The following is a 16,442-nucleotide window of genomic DNA, read 5'->3' as shown; positions in this document are numbered from 1 at the left end:
GGACCTCCCTCAGGTTTCGCGCGCGACGCGCTAGCAATTCCCCCACACTCGCAGCGACGGTATGGCCGGCTTCGACTCCGCCCTCACTTGGGGGAGCGACACAATACCGGTAACTTCATGAACTCGAAGAAATCATGGAATCTGCGTTGACAGCACAGCAATCCGAGACTATAAAGCCAAACCAGAAGAGCTGGCACTCCCGCGTCCGAGAGCTTTGTACAATCCGTTGGCGTGCACCCCACAAGTGGCTTCTTCTGAAATCGGCCAGGGTATGCCGTGCGCTGTAATGAGGAAGTCAGTCTGCTCGGGGAGGTAGGTTTTAGCATCCAGCTTGCTATTGGTTGCTGTCGTATCATCTGTCATTTGCCTGCGCCACCAGTGAGGCGTTGAGAGACGATCCGACCGCAATGAATGGCGGTCGTGAGTAACATGAGCACAAGGAAGTGGAACATGATGAATTGGCTCGCATCTGTTCGACTGGCTGCCACGCTACTCACTTGCGGAGTAGCCATTGGTTCAACTCCCGTTCTCGCGGCATCGCTCACCGAGGTTACAAACTTTGGTGAAAATCCCACCAACCTGAGAATGCATGTCTACGCGCCGGACATACTGGCCTCGCCGCCGCCCATCCTGGTGGCTGTCCATTATTGTACCGGGTCAGGTCCTGCGTTCTTCTCCGGAACCGAATTCCGTACGCTGGCCGACCGCTATGGATTCATCGTCATCTACCCATCGGCAACGCGGAGCGGTAACTGCTTCGATGTTTCCTCTCCGCAAGCACTACGGCGCGGTGGAGGGAGCGATCCGGTTGGCATCATGTCCATGGTCACCTATGTGATTGACACCTATGGTGCGGACGAAAACCGGGTGTACGTCGCTGGCGCATCCTCCGGCGCGATGATGACGAACGTGCTTCTTGGGAATTATCCGGACGTATTCAAAGCCGGAGCGGCGTTCATGGGAGTTCCCTTCGGTTGCTTCGCTACCACCGATGGCTCGTCGTGGAACAGTACCTGCGCCAACGGCAACCTGATCAAAACCGCGCAGGAGTGGGGCGCTCTCGTGCGCGCAGCCTATCCCGGCTACATCGGAGAGCGTCCCAGGATGCAGCTGTGGCACGGCACGGACGATACGACGCTGCGCTACCCGAATTTCGGCGAGGAAATAAAGCAGTGGACGAACGTTCTGGGGCTGAGCCAGACGCCGACCTTCACGGACCGCCCGCAGGCGAACTGGACACGCACTCGCTACGGCGGCTCTGGTGTTGATGCCCCGGTCGAGGCCATCAGCCTCGAAGGTGTCGGGCACACTCTGCCCTTGAGCGGTATGGCCGCCATGGTCATCCAGTTTTTCGGGCTGGATGGCGCAGCAGCTCCTGATGACCAGCCACCCAGCACACCGGCGAATCTCACGGCCCCCGCCTGGACCAGCAATTCGGTTTCTCTCAACTGGAGTCCGTCGACCGACAACGTAGGGGTGAGCGGCTACGACATTCTGCGAGCCCCTGGTGCAGCCGGCGGTAGCTTCGTGCAGGTCGCAACGTCCCCGACGACGTCATTTGTGAACAGCGGCTTGAGTCCGAACACAACCTACCGCTACCAGGTCCGTGCCCGAGATGCTGCGGGTAATGTATCTCTTGTTTCGAACACGGTGACCGCGACCACTCTCGGCGGTGGAACAGGCGATGGAGTCTGCGCGGCAACGGCAGTGGTCCAGAACCAATGGCAGGATGGCTACGTCATCCAACCGGTTACCGTAACGAATCGCGGCACCGCGGCCATCAACGGCTGGACTGTCAATTTCAGTCTTCCCTCCGGCCATACGATTGCCAGCTCCTGGAACGCGACGATCACGACGAGCGGTCAAACCGCTACGGCTCGAAACGGCAGCTATAACGGAACACTGGCGCCGGGCGGCAGCACGACCTTCGGGGTCCAGGTCCGTCGTCCGTCGGGTGACACGCAGGTCGCTTCGGCGTACACGTGTACGTCGCCGTGAGTCGCCCGTGTCGCGAGTGCCTGAAAGAGCATGTTGGATTCAGTGTCTTCTAACAGCACAACCCAGGAGCATATCCATGAATGATCACCACATATGGAGGCGATTCGTCTCCTTTGTAGCCTCACTCGTCGCGCTGCTGCTCTCGACCCAGGCCTGGGCGCAGCTCGCAGAGGGTCAGCCCAAGTTCCTCGGCAACGTCATCAGTCAAAGTGTGCCGTCGAACTTCGCGCAGTACTGGAATCAAGTCACCCCGGAAAATGCAGGTAAGTGGGGCTCCGTTGAAGGTACCCGGAATCAGATGAACTGGGCGCAGCTCGATGCGGCCTACAACTTTGCTCAACAAAATGGATTCAAGTTCAAGGGACACACGCTCGTCTGGGGCTCACAATACCCCTCGTGGATAACTTCGCTGTCCGCCGCCGAGCAACGGGCTGAGATCGAGCAATGGATTCAGCTGTACGCGCAGCGTTATCCAAACACCTGGGCCATAGACGTCGTCAACGAGCCGATCAAGACACCGCTTCCGTTCAAGGCGGCGTTGGGCGGCGACGGCGTGACTGGGTGGGATTGGGTCATCACTTCGTTTCAGTTGGCGCGGAAGTACCTGCCGAACACCAAGCTGCTCATCAATGAGTACGGCACCGAGAATGATCCGCCGGTCCGTGCGCAGTACATCAATATCATCAACCTGCTGAAGGCTCGCGGTCTGATCGACGGCATCGGTGTCCAGGCCCACTATTTCAATCTGGACTACATGAGCGCGAATCAGATGACCGCCACGCTGAACGACTATGCCTCAACCGGCCTGGATGTCTATATCTCCGAGCTCGACATCACTGGCGGTGGGACAGAGGCCGGGCAGGCGGCGAAATACCAAGAGCTGTTCCCGGTGATGTGGAATCACAGCAGTGTCAAAGGCATCACTCTCTGGGGTTACATCGTCGGACAGGTCTGGCGCGACGGTACCGGACTCATCAACAGCAATGGCTCCAAGCGTCAGGCGATGGTCTGGCTGGAGAACTTCTTCAAGACGCGCCCGAGTTTTTCCATCTCTGCAGCGCCAGGCAGCGCTTCAGTCAACCGCGGCGCGACCGCCACTGCGTCTATCGCGGTCACGCGCACGGGTGGATTCACGGGCAGCGTGTCGTTCGCGGTCAGCGGCCTGCCTACAGGCGTTACGGCCACGTTCACTCCGCCGTCTACGACCGGCGACAGCGCCACGTTGACCTTCAGTGCAGCGAGCACGGCGACTTTGGGAACGAGCAACGTGACGGTAACTGCCACCTCTGGCACGTTGTCGAGCACGGCGACGCTCGCGCTCACCGTTGGCGCGGGAACGCAGCCGGACTTCTCGATCTCCGCACAACCCTCGAGTCTCACGATCAAACCCGGCGCAAGTGGATCCGCAGCCCTCGAGATCGCACGCTTCGGTGGATTCACTGGCAGCGTGTCGCTTAGTGCGAGTGGATTGCCGAGCGGAGTGACGGCCACGTTCAGTCCAGCCTCGACCACCGGGAACAGCAGCTCGTTGACACTCACCGCCTCGAGCTCGGCGACCGTGGGGAGCGCAACGGTCACGATCACCGCGTCCTCCGGTACGTTGTCTCGAACTGCGACGTTGAGGTTGATCGTCAATACGGACGATGGCTCTGGGAATGTCACCATCACTCCTGTCGTGGCGAGTTCAAATGCCTGGTACAACGAACAGCATATTCGTATCAGCCACACGGTCCCGCTGACCGCACTGACAGTCACGGTGGTGATTCAGCGTACGACAGGTTTGAGTGTCGCAGGGCAGCACAACTCGGTTGGCGGCCAGATCAACCAGACCATTACAAGCTCGGCTTCGGCGTTCACGTATCAGTTCACGTTGGCGCCTGGGCAGACGCTGAATCCCGGAGTCGATCGCTTGTTCGCGGCCCAGACTCGCGGTTCGGGTACGGAGCATCCGACCAGCGGTGATACGTACACGATCACGTATACAGCGGGCGGACAGACATTCACCCGGAGCGGCACGTTCTGACGTAGTTCCTGATGGTGGCTTTTCTCAATTGACGTTATAGGGAGACAAAAATGACGCTCACTCGGTTGAAGAGGTTTGCGCTGTCATACGCTCTGTTTGTTGTATTCGCCCTGGCTTCTGCTGGAAGCGCGCAGGCGCAGACCGTGTGCAACAATCAAACGGGCACCCACAACGGGTACTTCTATACGATGTGGAAGGACTCCGGGTCGGGCTGCCTGAACCTGGGCAGTGGGGGCAACTACAGTATCACCTGGAGCCTTGGCTCGAGCGGCAACATGGTGGTTGGGAAGGGCTGGGCCACGGGCTCGACCAACCGGGTGATCGGCTACAACGCCGGAATCTTCAACCCCGGCTCGAACGGCTATCTGACGCTCTATGGCTGGTCGACGAACCCGCTGATCGAGTACTACGTCGTCGATAACTGGGGCAGCTTCACTCCGCCCGGCAGCGGCGCCGCGATCCTAGGCACCATCACCACCGATGGCGGCACCTACAACATCTACCGGACCCTGCGGGTCAACGCCCCCTCTATCGAGGGCACCCGAACCTTCTACCAGTACTGGAGCGTGCGGACCTCCAAGCGCCCCACCGGCACCAACAACACCATCACCTTCGCCAATCACGTCAACGCCTGGCGGCACCTGGGCATGAACCTCGGTACCATGAACTATCAGGTCCTGGCGACCGAGGGCTTCGGCAGCAACGGCAGCGCCAACGTCACTGTCTGGCAGCAGTAGAGCCGTGACGTATAGGAAGGACAGACGGATGTGACGCGCGGAGGTCCTGGAGCTGGGCGCGTGGCAGGGCGGCGTGTGCCGCCCTGCTTCTCTTGGCCCTGGCGCTTGCTCTCAGGCCTTCATCAGCCCGTTCACCTGCGGATAGGGCATCGACTCGGCCGTGACCGGGGCCGACAGCCCATCCTTCAGGAAACCGCCCGCCAGCCGCGCCGCATGGGCGTACATGGCCTCGGAGATTGCGCTGCCCGCCGTGATGCGCCGCACGCCCAGCTTCTCCAACTCGGCGGCGGGGGCGAGGGTGGGGCGGGCCATGATGTTCACCGGCAGGCTGGTGCCCTTCACCATGGCGGCGATATCCCCCAGGTCGGTCATGCCCGCGGGAAAGATGCCGTCGGCGCCCGCCTCCTGATAGAGCCCGGCGCGGCGGATGCATTCGGCGGCGCGCTGGCCCTCGGGGACAAGCCCGCGCAGATAGACGTCGGTGCGGGCATTGATGAAGATGTCGAGGCCTTCGCGCTTCAGGGCGGCGCGGATGGCTTTGATGCGGGCGACGAGGTTTTCGGGCGGCAGGTCGGCATCCTCGATGTTGAGGCCCGCGACGCCCAGGCGCGCGACGGAGGTCACGGCGGCGGCCACTTCCTCCGGCGTGTTGCCGAAGCCGCGCTCCATGTCGAGGGTCAGGGGCACATCGATGGCGCGGGTGATGGCGCTGGCGGTCTGCAGCAGGCGCTCGAGCGGCAGGGCGTGGCCGTCCTTGTAGCCCCAGGCCCAGGCGACCCCGGCGCTGGTGGTGGCGACGGCCTTGCCGCCCAGGCTCTCGATGAGGCGCGCGCTCCCGGCGTCCCAGGCGTTGGCCAGGATCAGGATGCCGGACTGATGCAGGCGGCGGAAGTCGGCGGTCTTGGTCATTGTTTCCTCCCCAGGTGTTCGAAGGGCCGCTTCTATCGCACGGGCTGCGGCGCGGTGCTGGCGCTTTTTGGACCTGAGCGGCCCCTCAGGCCGGGGGCGCGGCGGGGGGAAAGAGCCGGGCCATCCACGCGCGCCACGACGCCTCCGCGTGCACCTTGGCCGCGGGCGCCTGCTCCCCGAAGAGGAAGTAGCGGACGGTCACGAAGACCTGACCGCCCATCTCGAGCGGGAAGAGGTGGGCCAGGCCAGGGGCCGGCGTGTCGAGCCGGAGGAGCAGCTCGGGCCATTCGGACGGGCCGGAGGACTCCACGACGCCACCCAGGGCGGGCATGCCCTCGGGAGCGTGCACCCGGGTGCCGGCGGTGGCGCCTGTGAGGCCGAGCGGACGGGTGAGGGCCTCCCACGCCGCGGCCTTGGGCCCGGAGGTGATGCCCATGAGCTGGAACGACGCGGCGCGCTGGCCCGGGAAGTGGGCGAGGTAGGCGCGCAGGAGCCGGAAGAAGGAGCGCCAGCCGTGCGCGTGGCCCTCGAACTGGCCATCCCAGTCATCCGTGCTCGCGAACCAGCGGTGCACCACGCGCACGACACAGGTGTCCCCCGAGCGCGTCTCCACGGTCCACTCGGTGGCCACCGGGCCGGGACCTTCCTGGGCTTCGGCGACGAAGCGGTGGGGCGGCTCCCACGTGGTGATCTTCGCCACCGCGTCCATGCTGTTGTCCTCGGCGAAGTGGGAGACGGTCGCGCCGCCCGCGCGCTCCTCGAGTTCGGTGGGCACGAACCAGGCGGAGATGCCAGGGCCCGTGGCGATGGCCCGCCAGACGGCCTCGGGGGTGCCGGGGACCTCGACCTCGGCCTGGACGGAGCGGTGTCCGGATGCTTCCTTCTTCACGGTCATGGGGTTTCCTTCGTGGGGGACGGGGTGGGGAGCGGGTGGGCGGCGAGCACCACGCGGTGGGAACGGCCCCCGGGCGCCGAGGCGTCGTGGTAGCGCGCGACCAGCGCCGTGAGGGTCTGGGTGAGCTCGTGGGTGAAGGCGGCGCGCTCGGCGGGCGAGCGGAAGCGGATCTCCGTGTCGATGGCCAGGGTGGCCAGGGCCTTGTTCGCCTCGCGGGCCCCGTGCCAGAGCGAGCCGACCTCGCGCACGAGGCGGGCCCCCAGCGCGATGAGGTAGCTCGCGGACAGGCGGTCCGCGGTGCGCTCTGGATCCGCGGCGACCGGCCCGAGCGCGCCCGGGGAGACGACGTAGGTGGACGCGGTCGCCACGAGCAGGCGCTCCGTCAGCCCGCCCCACTGCCGCTCCTCGGCGAGGCGCACCAGCTTGTGCGCCTCGAGCGCCCGCAGGTGGTAGTTCACCTTCTGCCGGGCCATCCCCATGCGCGCTGCGAGCGTCGCGGCGGAGGCGGGGGTGGCCAGGTGCGCCAGCAACTGGCTCTTCACGGAATCGAGCGCCACCGCCGCGGCCGCTGGATCCTCGATGACTTCCACGTCGAGCATGGGCCTATGAAGCCTTTGACAACTTTTTTTGTCAATACCTTTGCGGTGCCAAATGAATGGTCGGGCGAGCCCATGCCGGCTGGGTCACCTGCCAGCAGACAGAACGGCGCGGCGCTGGCGCGCGGCCCGGGACTCGTAGAGCCGGTGGAGGAGATCGTAAAGGACGAGCTCCTGGGCCCGAGCGGCCGTGCGCAGCATCCGGTTGACGTGCATGTGCACGTAGCTGTCGGCGAGTTGCTCCACGGGCTGGGTCAGGCTTCCCGCCGACTCCCGGGCCCGCAGCTCGCGGACCCACGGGGCAGACCGCTCCGAGCGTCTTCGCAGCACCTCCCGTGCCGCTGCGAGCGGGCCCTCTACCTCCGGAGTGGGAGCGAGCAGGGCCTCCAGTTCCTGACGATGCTTGCGGAACTTCTCGCCGAGTTGCCGCTCGAACGTGACGTCCACGCGGAACTCCTGGCCATAGCCCTCGCGCATCCGGCCCATCATCCGGCGCCTGGCCTCCAGGTCCATCCCGAGGTCCCCGAGGAGCATGTCGATACCGAGCAGGGTGATGCGCCAGCGTGCGTCCGCGCCCGTGTCGCCGGAGAGCTGTTCCAACAGCTCCATCACGGCCTCGCTGTCCACGTGGAAGAGGCGCTCGGCGAGGGGGATGCCCTCGGTTCCCCCGTAGCGCTCCACCTCGCGCTCGTACGTATCGAGCTGCACGCGCCACACGAGCCCCTCCCGTTGCAGGGGCGCCAGTACCTCATGGAGGCTGCCGAGCACCTCCGCGCGCAGCCGGGCGGGCGGCCCATGGCAGCGCAGGCGCAGATGCCAATCCGGGTCCCCGTAGCGAATGAAGAACCAGTGGTCCACCGCGCCCGAGGCCAGCGCCTCCTTCACCAGCGGCGCCACCGCCTCGCGAACGACACGATCGGCGGTGGCTGTCCCCGTGTAGAGCTTCGCGTAGAGCCACTCGGAGCCGGGGGCGAACGAGCGGGGCAGGGACGCGGATCGCGGGAGGGACGCGGGGGGAGAGGGGAGCTCCGTGCGCACGAAGGGCACCACCAACTCGTGGACGAAGCGGCCCTCGGGGCCGTGCGCGCAGAGGGACTCGGAGAGCAGCTCGACGAGCTCCGCGTGCTCGCGTCCCTTCACCAGGTGGACGAAGGTCTCGATGCTCAACACGTTGTCGAGGTCCACCGGGAGCACGTTGTCCCAGTCCATCAACCCCACGAAGCGGGGCAACCGCAGCTCGTCACGCAGCCGCTGCACCGCCTGGAAACGCGCGCCGCCGTGCACCTCGCCGAGTGCATGGAGCTCCGCCGCCAGCAGCCTCCAACGTGCGCGCTGGAGGATGAGCCGTCCGGAGACGACCCGGGGCAGGAAGGGGCTGGTCTCCAAGGCGCCCCAGCTCCACCTCATGCTCGCCGCCGTGCCCTGCTGCTGGAGGGTGGCGAGGAAGCGGTAGAGCCGCAGGTGGGCGTGGGCGAAGTTGTGGGCGTTCGTCAGCCGCGGCAGCACCTCCCGCTTCAGGCTCGCGGAGCGCAGGACGATGCGGCGCCCCTGGACGGAGACGCGCAGGTCGGTGATGGGAAGTTGCCGCTCCGGCTCCGCGCCCGAACGTCCGAGGAAGACGAGCTCGTGCTCGCGCAGGACGGGCCGGCTCAGGATGTTGCCCACCCGCCCCTCTGGCAGGTGGACCAACTCCGCGTGAATGGCCTCCGGGCGGAGCGCCTCCTCGGCGCGCAGGTGGGCCTCCACGTGCCGGTGGAGCTCTGGATCCGCGTGACAGAAGCGGCCCAGCAGTGTCGCTCCGGACGGCCCCACCACCGACTCGATGAGCACCTGGAACTTCTCGGCGCCAATGGCCTCCTCCGAGGGGGCCACCAGGGTCGCCATGACCGAGAAGGCATCCGGCAGGGGCGGGGCCTCCCGCCATTCCAGGACCTCCAGGTCGTGCTCGTCCAGCACCAGTTCGTGCGCACCCGTGCGCAACGTCTCCGCCAGCCGGCACAGCAGGTGTTGCTGCCGGGCTCCCCAGTCGACGCGCTCCTCCGAGGCCAGGGCGGGGAACGCAAGCCCCTCCAGCAGGGGCGAGGCCTCCGCGGTGGGCGGGTCCACCATGTCGAAGCCGATTCCCGCCTCCTCGTCGAGCACCTCAACGAGGGGAACTTCGCGATCGCCGTACCGCTCCTGGAAGGCCTCCCGGAATTTGCGCAGGGGGAGTGGCTCCAGGGCCGGGTGGAGGCGGTGCAGCAGCCGGACGGCGCGGTGGAGCTCCTCCAGGGGCTGTGGGCCCAGCGTCAGCTCCGCGGCGGGCTTGACCATGTCCACCTGGAACATGCGGGACAGCTCCACGGGCGCCGGTAGCGCCTCCAGCCCCCTGGCGAGACCTCGGTAGCGCTCGGGGTCCACTCCAGGCGGCAGCTGGTTCAACTCCTCGAGCGCCTGCCGTACCTGCTCCAGCCGCTGGTGGCTCTCCGCCACCGCTGTGAGAGGACGCAGCCGCGCGAGCAGGTCGTGGATGGGCTCGGGGCCCGTCACCGAGGGTGACAGCTCCGGGACGAGGAGCTGTCTGTCGATCAGCTCCCCGACAAAGGCCTCGGCCTCCTCGAGCGGCACGTCGGGATCCGCCTCCACGAGCGCCTGGGCCAGCGCGCACAGGCTCGCCCCGGAGCGGGCCCGTGTCAGCGTGGCCTCCAGGTAGTCCGTGGGCTCCACTGCCATGAGGTGGTACGTGCGGGTCTGGCCAAGGAGGCGGGACTCGGCATACCGGAGCCGTCTTCCCGCCCGGTAGAGGCTGGAGTTGGGGCGGTAGAGGATCTCCTTGCGGAACTCGGGGAGGGTGGCCAGCCGCTCCGCCAGCGTGCAGATGTAATCCATGTCCAGCCGAGCGTGCCGCTGGTACCTCTGGCGCTCCGGCAACGCGAGCCACGTGGCCGCACCCATGTGGCCCACGGAACAGCCCGCGAACATGCCGAACGGGGTGGCGCGCCCCGCCATGCGGGACCAGTAGCGCACGAGGGCGCGCTCGACCTTCTGTCCACGCGCGCTCTCGGGGGCCTCCCTCCAGCAGCCGAGACTCTCATCGAGCGATGGCGAGGCGAGGAAGAGGGCCTCGCGGATCTCGGGACGGGTGAGCGCAGCCTGGAGCCGCTCGCGGAGCAGGGCCCGGTCCGAGGCCAGCGCCGCTTCCAGCCGGGCCGGGTTTCCTTCCGCGGCGGCGCGGGCCGTGAGCCCTTCGCTCCAGGCGAGCAGCTCGTCGAAAGGCAGCAGGGACGTGCGGAGGGCGAAGAAACCCGAATGGATGAAGCCAGAGGGCGCGTGCGCAGTCATGGTGCGATGGAGGCAGAGGGCGGAAGGGACATGACCTCCGCCAGCCGGGCGCACGGGATGACGCGCGCCCGGCCCGAAGCCGGGTTACAGCGGACGGCGATGTCTGTGATTACCAGGTCGGCGGGCGGGTAAAGGATGCGGCGGCTTTCTCTCCGGCCTGGGCGGGCGGCTGCTGCGAGGTCAGGATCCGGAGGGTCTCCACCTTCAGGACCAGCTTCTTCTGCGTGTTCATCTGCGGGTTCATCTGCGTTCCTCCTGAGTGATGCGAAGTGTACTGAGAGGGATGCGGCCACCATGGTTTGGAAAAATTCCAGCCTGAATGGGAATCGCTGGAATCCATGGTAGGAGCAGAGATGCCACGAAAGGTCCGGCCGCCGCCTCCCTCAAGAGAGGGATTCACAACCCGTATCTCCAACCCGCAGGAGCACTCGCTCCTCAACTACGGCTTCGAGCCATGGGGGGCGCGGTAGGGAACCAGTCCTGTTGGCTCTGTGGTGGCGTAAGCCTTAATGCTGACCGCTGCCTGGGGCGCCACGCTCGCCTCCTCCTCACCTGCTTGGGGAAGCACGGGACGGGGGGCGTCGCTTGGGCTATGTCACTGAAAGATGCTCATTCGGACTGCTGACGACCAGGACTGGCCCCGCATCCACCCCTTCTTCTCCGCCATCGTCGCGGCGGGGGAGACGTATGCCTATCCAGAAGGGCTCTCCCTGGAGGCCGCTCGTCCCTGGTGGATGGAGCCCCCGCCAGGCCAGACGGTGGTGGCCGTGGAGGGCGACACGCTCCTGGGCTCCGCGAAGATGGGGCCGAACCGTCCGGGCCGGGGCTCGCACGTGGCCACGGGGAGCTTCATGGTCGACCCGGCCTACCAGGGGCGCGGAGTGGGCCGGAAGCTGGGCGAGTACGTCATCACCTGGGCGCGCGAGGCGGGCTACCACGGTATCCAGTTCAACGCGGTGGTGGAGACGAACACGGCGGCGGTGCGGCTGTGGCAGTCGCTCGGCTTCCGCATCATTGGCACCGTGCCCGGGGCCTTCAACCACCCGAGGCACGGTCTGGTCGGGATGCACGTGATGTTCCATCGCCTCTGAGCCCGAGAGGCGATGGGTCACCCGTGGAGCTGCGGCCGAAGTGCGCATCCTGTCGCAGGCCGAGGCCGCGCTGCTCCTGCGCGGCGATGAGGTGGTGCCGGGGAAGCGGGCGGCGAAGGCCGGAGAAGGAGGGCCGAGCACCGGCCGGTCTGATGGGCGTGCGGCACTCATCGGCTGGGGGCTATGTTCAGGTACGCCAGCACCCGGCGCCTGCCTCCACAGCGGGCGCAGGCGAACACGTCCAGCGTTTTCCGTCCTGCGTAGCTGTTCGGCTCAACCCAAGCGGGGCGTGCGCTGCTTCCTCGGCTCCTCCACCGTCGCGGCAAAGGCCGGGCTCTCCTCCTCCAGCCCCGGCTCCGCCCCCGCTTGAGCGTCAACCTCCCGGGCATGCTCAACCGCATCCGCTTCCAACTGGTGCTCGACGTCCTGCCTCCCTCGGAGGAGCCCGGCGCGGACGTGTAAGGAGGAGCTGCGGGTGCTGGAGTCCCTGTGGCTGGAGCGGCTCAAGCCTTATGGCGAGGCCGGTTACAACACCCCGCCGGCGTGAAGCCGGAGCCTTGAGGCGCGTCGTTCGCGGTCCCATGGACGCAGTGTGTGGCCGGGGGGACTCAGGGAAGGCCGTGCCTCCGCGGCATCGCGATTGCTTTGACCCCGCGCATGCGACTCCTCCTCCTGTCCGGCCTTCTGCTCTCCCTGCCCGCGCTCGCCGAGGACGCGGGTACTCCCGCTCCCAGCTCCTCCATCGTCATTCCCTGGGGTTTGGAAGAGGAGCAACGTCTGCCCTTGCGGTGTGGCGCCTCGTCCGGCGCGGAGGTGCGGGTGGCCGCCAGCTACGCCTGGAGCGGCTCCTGTGACGTGAACCAGGTGAGCCAGGGCGTGGAGGTGCGTGGCCCCGAAGGCCAGGTGTGGCTGAGCTTCGATTATTCGAGCGAGGACTATCAGCCCCCCGTGCACCCGGGCCTGGAGTTGGAGTGCCGGGAGCGGACCCTCCGGCTGCGGGTCGGCCGTGCGCCCGCGCTCGAGTTGCTGCCGAGGCCCGAGGGGGGTGTGTCCGTGGGTCCTTCGCTGGAGCGCGAGCTGACGCGGCGGCTGTCGGCTCCGGCACGTGGGCAGGTGGGGGAGGCATCGATCATGGAATATCTGGTGGAGTTGGTGCCGCCCTCGGACGCGTCCGCCTCCCGGCTTCACGCCCTGGCTCACGTCCATGCGGTGCGCGAGCAGGTGGCGGCGGGGAATTGGCGGCGCGTGGAGGAATTGCGGAGGGACTCCCTGGCGGCCTGGCCCGACGTGGCCGCCGCGGTCCGGGAGGTGGCGCACACGGTGGAGGAGGGCCGCAGGAAGAGCCAACCCCTGCGCGCACAGGCGCCCCGCCGCATCGGCAAGGTGCTGGATGTTCCCAGGTTGGCCCCGCACGGCCCTCCGGGGCTCTTCTGGCGCGGACGCGAGCTGTGCATGAGCCAGCAGGATGCCGCGGGCCAGCTGCGCTGCTACGACACCACGAGCCACCGCTGGGGCGAACTCGAGCCCGTACCGCAATCGCTGTCCGAACGCTTCCTGAGTTTCGAACCCGGAAGCTGTGGTGGCTTCACCTGTCTCGGGGAGGTGTGCGCCGGAGGAACGGCCAGCACGGTCTCCTTCCTGGGGCGCGTCGTCGACGGGCAACTCGTGTATTTCAGTGATGGCCATGGCCATTGGCGCGCCGGTGAGCGCGCGCTCTCCCCGAAGGAGGTGAGCGCCGAGTTCGCTCGTGGGGTCGGCGGCCCGGTGCTGGGCGGTGGCCGCTATCTCACCACGAAGGGGGACTTCTTCATCCCCACGAACCCCAAGGACGCGCGGAGCTGGCACCTCTTCTCCGCGCCTCCCCCGGAGCCCGAGGGAGGGACCTGGGAGGCCGTGCTCGTCTCGCCGGATCAGCGCCAGGTGGCCGCCCTCTCCCGCGGGGGCACCTCGAAGCCGGAGTACGTCCTCTGGGTGGCGTCCATCGCCCCGGGCAAGGCGCCCTGAAGGGGGCTACCCGTACGACTTCATGCAGCGCGTCCAGGGCCGCTGGTAGCCGTTACCAGGTCTTGGTGCGGGTACTGGTCCAGAGGCGGCGGCTTCCTCTCCGGCCTGGGCGGGCGGCTGCTACGGGGTCAGGATCCGGAGGGTCTCCACCTTCACTCAAGAGAGGGATTCGAGGCCCTGGCCACGCGTGGGGCCCAGGGCGAGGGGAGCGTGGCCGCGGCGACGAGGGGCCGAAGCAAAGTATTTGGGTAGGGATGTCTGTTGTTGAAAGTGAAGAGATGGGCAAGGACGGCATGATGTGCCAGAGCCGGCGAGAGCCTCACGGGCCCGCCGGCTCTTCGTGTTTCCAGGGACCGCGCCCAACACAAGGTCGTGCAAGTCAGGAAATATGCCACACCGCCCGCAGTGCCATGCGCCGCGCCGGTGGGCCTCGACCTCCGCACTTTTTTTCGCGCCGCGTGGGACGCGTGCCGGGCTTTCTCGTCCTTTAAGAGAACCCACGCTGGCGCTGAATTCCGGCGTTCACCTGCGGAGATGATCGTGACGAAGAAACTGACGCGTTCCTGGGTCGTTCCATTCGCTCTCCTCGGCCTGGCTGGATGCGCCAAGCCCGGGGCCAACGAGGCGCCTCCTCCCGCTGCCGAGGACACTCACGCGACGGCGTGGGTGCCCGGGACGCCGGTGCCCGCCCAGGCGCACCCCGAGGGGACGGCGCACACGATGGAGATGGATTGGATCCGCCGCGACGGTTCGGTCGATGACCTGACCGACCACTCGGCGCTGATCATCAACGGCCGGGTGGAGTCCACGCGCTACGACGTCGTCCGCGCCTGGGCGCAGTCCAAGGTGGAGGGGCAGCCCACCGGACCGGAGAGCGGCATCTACTCCGACCTTCCGGTGACCATCGCGACCGTGCGGATCGGCGACATCGCGCGCTCCTCGCAGGAGCTCAAGACCGCCTCGGGCGGCACGGTGGCGCAGGGCACCACCGTGGAGATCATGTTCCCCGGCGGTCTGCTCGCCGACGGCTGCACGATCGCCCCGGAGGACAGCGCGCTGCCGACGGTGGGCGAGCAGGCGATCTTCTTCCTCTCGCCGCAGGGGGGCTCGGCGCCCCTGGCCATGCGCTCCACGACGGGCGTCTACTCCGTGACCGGCGGTCCGCTGGGCCGCATCCCGGTGCAGGACGGCCTCATCCAGGACGCGGGCTCGCTGCGTCAGGCCGCCTCCGTCGACAGCTACGCTGGCAAGCCTGTCAGCGCGCTGCTCGAGCGGATCGCCTCCCGCGCGAAGTCCGTCCAGTACGTGGGCCCCGACGCGCCCAATCTCTCCATGATGGAGGCGCGCCCCACCGGGCCGAGCGCCCAGAGCTGGTGCGGGATTCCGCGCTTTGCCCACAAGTGGTGCCGCAATCCCACGAACATCACCTTCACGGACTACTCCAGCTCGAAGTGGCCGGTCGGCGACGGCATGAACGAGTGGATGTACAACAACTACAACAACAGCCTGTATCTCTACTGGCGAGCCAGCGGCACGTCTGACGTCATGGTGTACGAGAACAACTACGGCGCCACTGGCTGGTACGGGTACGCGACCTACAACGCCGCCAGCGCTAGCTGCATGGCGAACGCCACCATCAAGTTGAACACTTACTACTACTCGGGTTGGCACTATGGGAAGACGGTCTCGACCCACGAAATCGGGCACGTCCTCGGCCTCAACCACCACAAGGACTGCAACTCGATCATGTATTACAACCCCACCGTGTGTGCGGCCAACATCACGACCTGCGACATGCAGGCGGTGTCGGAGATCTATCCGTACTGAGCGCGGTCCGATGACAAGCTGAACCCAGCGCGCCTCCCGGCCCCTCGCCGCGGGGGCGCGTGTACGTTTGAGGGACTCCCAACAAGGAAAGACGCTCGTCCTATTGAAATGACGTCCAGGTACGGCCCTCTGCGCGCTTGGATCGCTCAGCGCGGGGGCCGACTCATTCCCCGCCGTCTGGCAGTCCCCAGAACGAGCCGCGCAGCCCGACCGAGGCGAAGTACTCCGCCGCCTTCGTGGGCTCGCGACGGAGGTATGGACTGTCGAGCCGACCTTCGTACCAGTGCACCGATTTCCGAGCGTGTGATTGCCTTACCGGTCACCGCGAAGTCACCTGCTGGCGCCGGACCAACTCCGACGTCGCGGGGGTGGCGGGGTCAGTGAAGGAACTCAACGACGATGACGTCGTCCTTGGAGAGGGAGGCCGTCGTCTCGGCGGTGACGGTGCGGCCCGGGATGTTGATCGCCCCGGGGATGGTGAAGTGGTCCCATCGAAAGAGCCATACCCGTCCGGCAGCAGGTACCATTTGTAAGGCTCGGGGCTTCAACGGTGCGCCAGCGGCGACCTTCTCCTCGCTGGCGCTTCACCCCCCGAGGGGATGAGATGTCTCGTTGCCTGGGTTCATCGCATTGAACGCATGCCAGGGGGACTGGCCGCATGGAGCCGCCGATCGTCATTGAAGGTGCGTTGATTCCCAGTGCGGAGCTTCGAGCACTGCTCCTGGCTGAACTGCCAGGAGACGACGTCAAGCTGGAGTTGCTCCCCAAGCGACCGACCCGGGACATCCTTCTGGATCCCACCGTCCTCACCGCCATTATCAGCGGAACGAGCGCGGCCATATCGGCGCTCGTGACGGGGCTGATGCACGTCCTGGGACGGCGCCAGGAGCGTGGGAAGATCGTCATTCGGCTCGATGACGGAAGCACCCTCGAAATTCCCTCCGGGACTTCGCCCGAGGAGATTTCGAAATACATCGAAGCGGCCAAGGGACTGCGACGCGTCGAGGAGTTGCGGCTGATCACATCTCCGCGCTGACCTCT

Annotated in this window: 13 protein-coding genes; 7 read left to right on the top strand and 6 right to left on the bottom strand. The window is 66.6% G+C overall.

What is annotated here, in order from left to right; genetic code table 11:
• Nucleotides 1–450 precede the first annotated feature (450 nt).
• The 3 genes from F0U60_RS33340 (at nt 451) to F0U60_RS33330 (ending at nt 4,758) form a co-directional block, all read left to right on the top strand.
• Nucleotides 451–1,998 carry a PHB depolymerase family esterase gene (locus tag F0U60_RS33340; protein ID WP_395806025.1) on the top strand — a complete coding sequence of 516 codons (1,548 nt, stop codon included), beginning with the start codon at nt 451–453 and terminating at the stop codon, nt 1,996–1,998.
• Nucleotides 1,999–2,074: 76 nt separating this feature from the next.
• Entirely contained in the window at nt 2,075–4,021 is a 1,947-nt protein-coding gene (locus tag F0U60_RS33335; protein WP_395806023.1) for an endo-1,4-beta-xylanase, read from the top strand.
• A 143-nt stretch (nt 4,022–4,164) separates the two neighbouring features.
• On the top strand, nt 4,165–4,758 hold the full coding sequence (locus tag F0U60_RS33330) for a glycoside hydrolase family 11 protein (protein ID WP_395806021.1): 594 nt from the start codon (nt 4,165–4,167) through the stop codon (nt 4,756–4,758).
• A 111-nt stretch (nt 4,759–4,869) separates the two neighbouring features.
• On the opposite strand, the gene F0U60_RS33325 is transcribed toward F0U60_RS33330, so the two are convergent.
• The 5 genes from F0U60_RS33325 to F0U60_RS33305 form a co-directional block, all read right to left on the bottom strand.
• Nucleotides 4,870–5,667 (bottom strand): isocitrate lyase/phosphoenolpyruvate mutase family protein, encoded by a 798-nt coding sequence (locus F0U60_RS33325; RefSeq protein WP_395806019.1) that lies wholly within the window; start codon nt 5,665–5,667, stop codon nt 4,870–4,872.
• An 85-nt stretch (nt 5,668–5,752) separates the two neighbouring features.
• Nucleotides 5,753–6,562, bottom strand: coding sequence for an SRPBCC domain-containing protein (locus F0U60_RS33320; protein WP_395806017.1), 810 nt, complete (start codon nt 6,560–6,562; stop codon nt 5,753–5,755).
• The gene (locus tag F0U60_RS33315; protein ID WP_395806015.1) at nt 6,559–7,161 is read right to left on the bottom strand and encodes a helix-turn-helix domain-containing protein; all 603 of its coding nucleotides are present in this window, start codon (nt 7,159–7,161) and stop codon (nt 6,559–6,561) included. Before F0U60_RS33315 ends, F0U60_RS33320 begins: the two co-directional genes overlap by 4 nt.
• A gap of 84 nt (nt 7,162–7,245) precedes the next feature.
• On the bottom strand, nt 7,246–10,479 hold the full coding sequence (locus tag F0U60_RS33310; protein WP_395806013.1) for a lantibiotic dehydratase: 3,234 nt from the start codon (nt 10,477–10,479) through the stop codon (nt 7,246–7,248).
• Nucleotides 10,480–10,588: 109 nt separating this feature from the next.
• Nucleotides 10,589–10,723, bottom strand: a complete 135-nt coding sequence (locus tag F0U60_RS33305; RefSeq protein WP_395806011.1) for a hypothetical protein — start codon at nt 10,721–10,723, stop codon at nt 10,589–10,591.
• 361 nt (nt 10,724–11,084) lie between these two features.
• On the opposite strand from F0U60_RS33305, the gene F0U60_RS33300 reads away from it, so the two are divergent.
• The 3 genes from F0U60_RS33300 to F0U60_RS33290 all read left to right on the top strand — a co-directional run bounded on the left by F0U60_RS33300 (nt 11,085) and on the right by F0U60_RS33290 (nt 15,401).
• Nucleotides 11,085–11,570 (top strand): GNAT family N-acetyltransferase, encoded by a 486-nt coding sequence (locus tag F0U60_RS33300; protein ID WP_395806009.1) that lies wholly within the window; start codon nt 11,085–11,087, stop codon nt 11,568–11,570.
• Between the two features lie 657 nt (nt 11,571–12,227).
• Nucleotides 12,228–13,574, top strand: coding sequence for a hypothetical protein (locus F0U60_RS33295; RefSeq protein ID WP_395806007.1), 1,347 nt, complete (start codon nt 12,228–12,230; stop codon nt 13,572–13,574).
• A gap of 540 nt (nt 13,575–14,114) precedes the next feature.
• Entirely contained in the window at nt 14,115–15,401 is a 1,287-nt protein-coding gene (locus F0U60_RS33290) for a matrixin family metalloprotease (RefSeq protein WP_395806005.1), read from the top strand.
• 377 nt (nt 15,402–15,778) lie between these two features.
• On the opposite strand, the gene F0U60_RS33285 is transcribed toward F0U60_RS33290, so the two are convergent.
• Nucleotides 15,779–15,928 carry a hypothetical protein gene (locus F0U60_RS33285; protein ID WP_395806003.1) on the bottom strand — a complete coding sequence of 50 codons (150 nt, stop codon included), beginning with the start codon at nt 15,926–15,928 and terminating at the stop codon, nt 15,779–15,781.
• A 131-nt stretch (nt 15,929–16,059) separates the two neighbouring features.
• On the opposite strand from F0U60_RS33285, the gene F0U60_RS33280 reads away from it, so the two are divergent.
• Nucleotides 16,060–16,437, top strand: a complete 378-nt coding sequence (locus F0U60_RS33280; protein ID WP_395806001.1) for a hypothetical protein — start codon at nt 16,060–16,062, stop codon at nt 16,435–16,437.
• Nucleotides 16,438–16,442 lie beyond the last annotated feature (5 nt).

Source organism: Archangium minus, assembly GCF_044360475.1.
Lineage (GTDB): Bacteria > Myxococcota > Myxococcia > Myxococcales > Myxococcaceae > Archangium > Archangium minus.
Note: the sequence above shows the minus strand (reverse complement) of the source record. Positions and strands in the feature narration are given on the sequence as shown.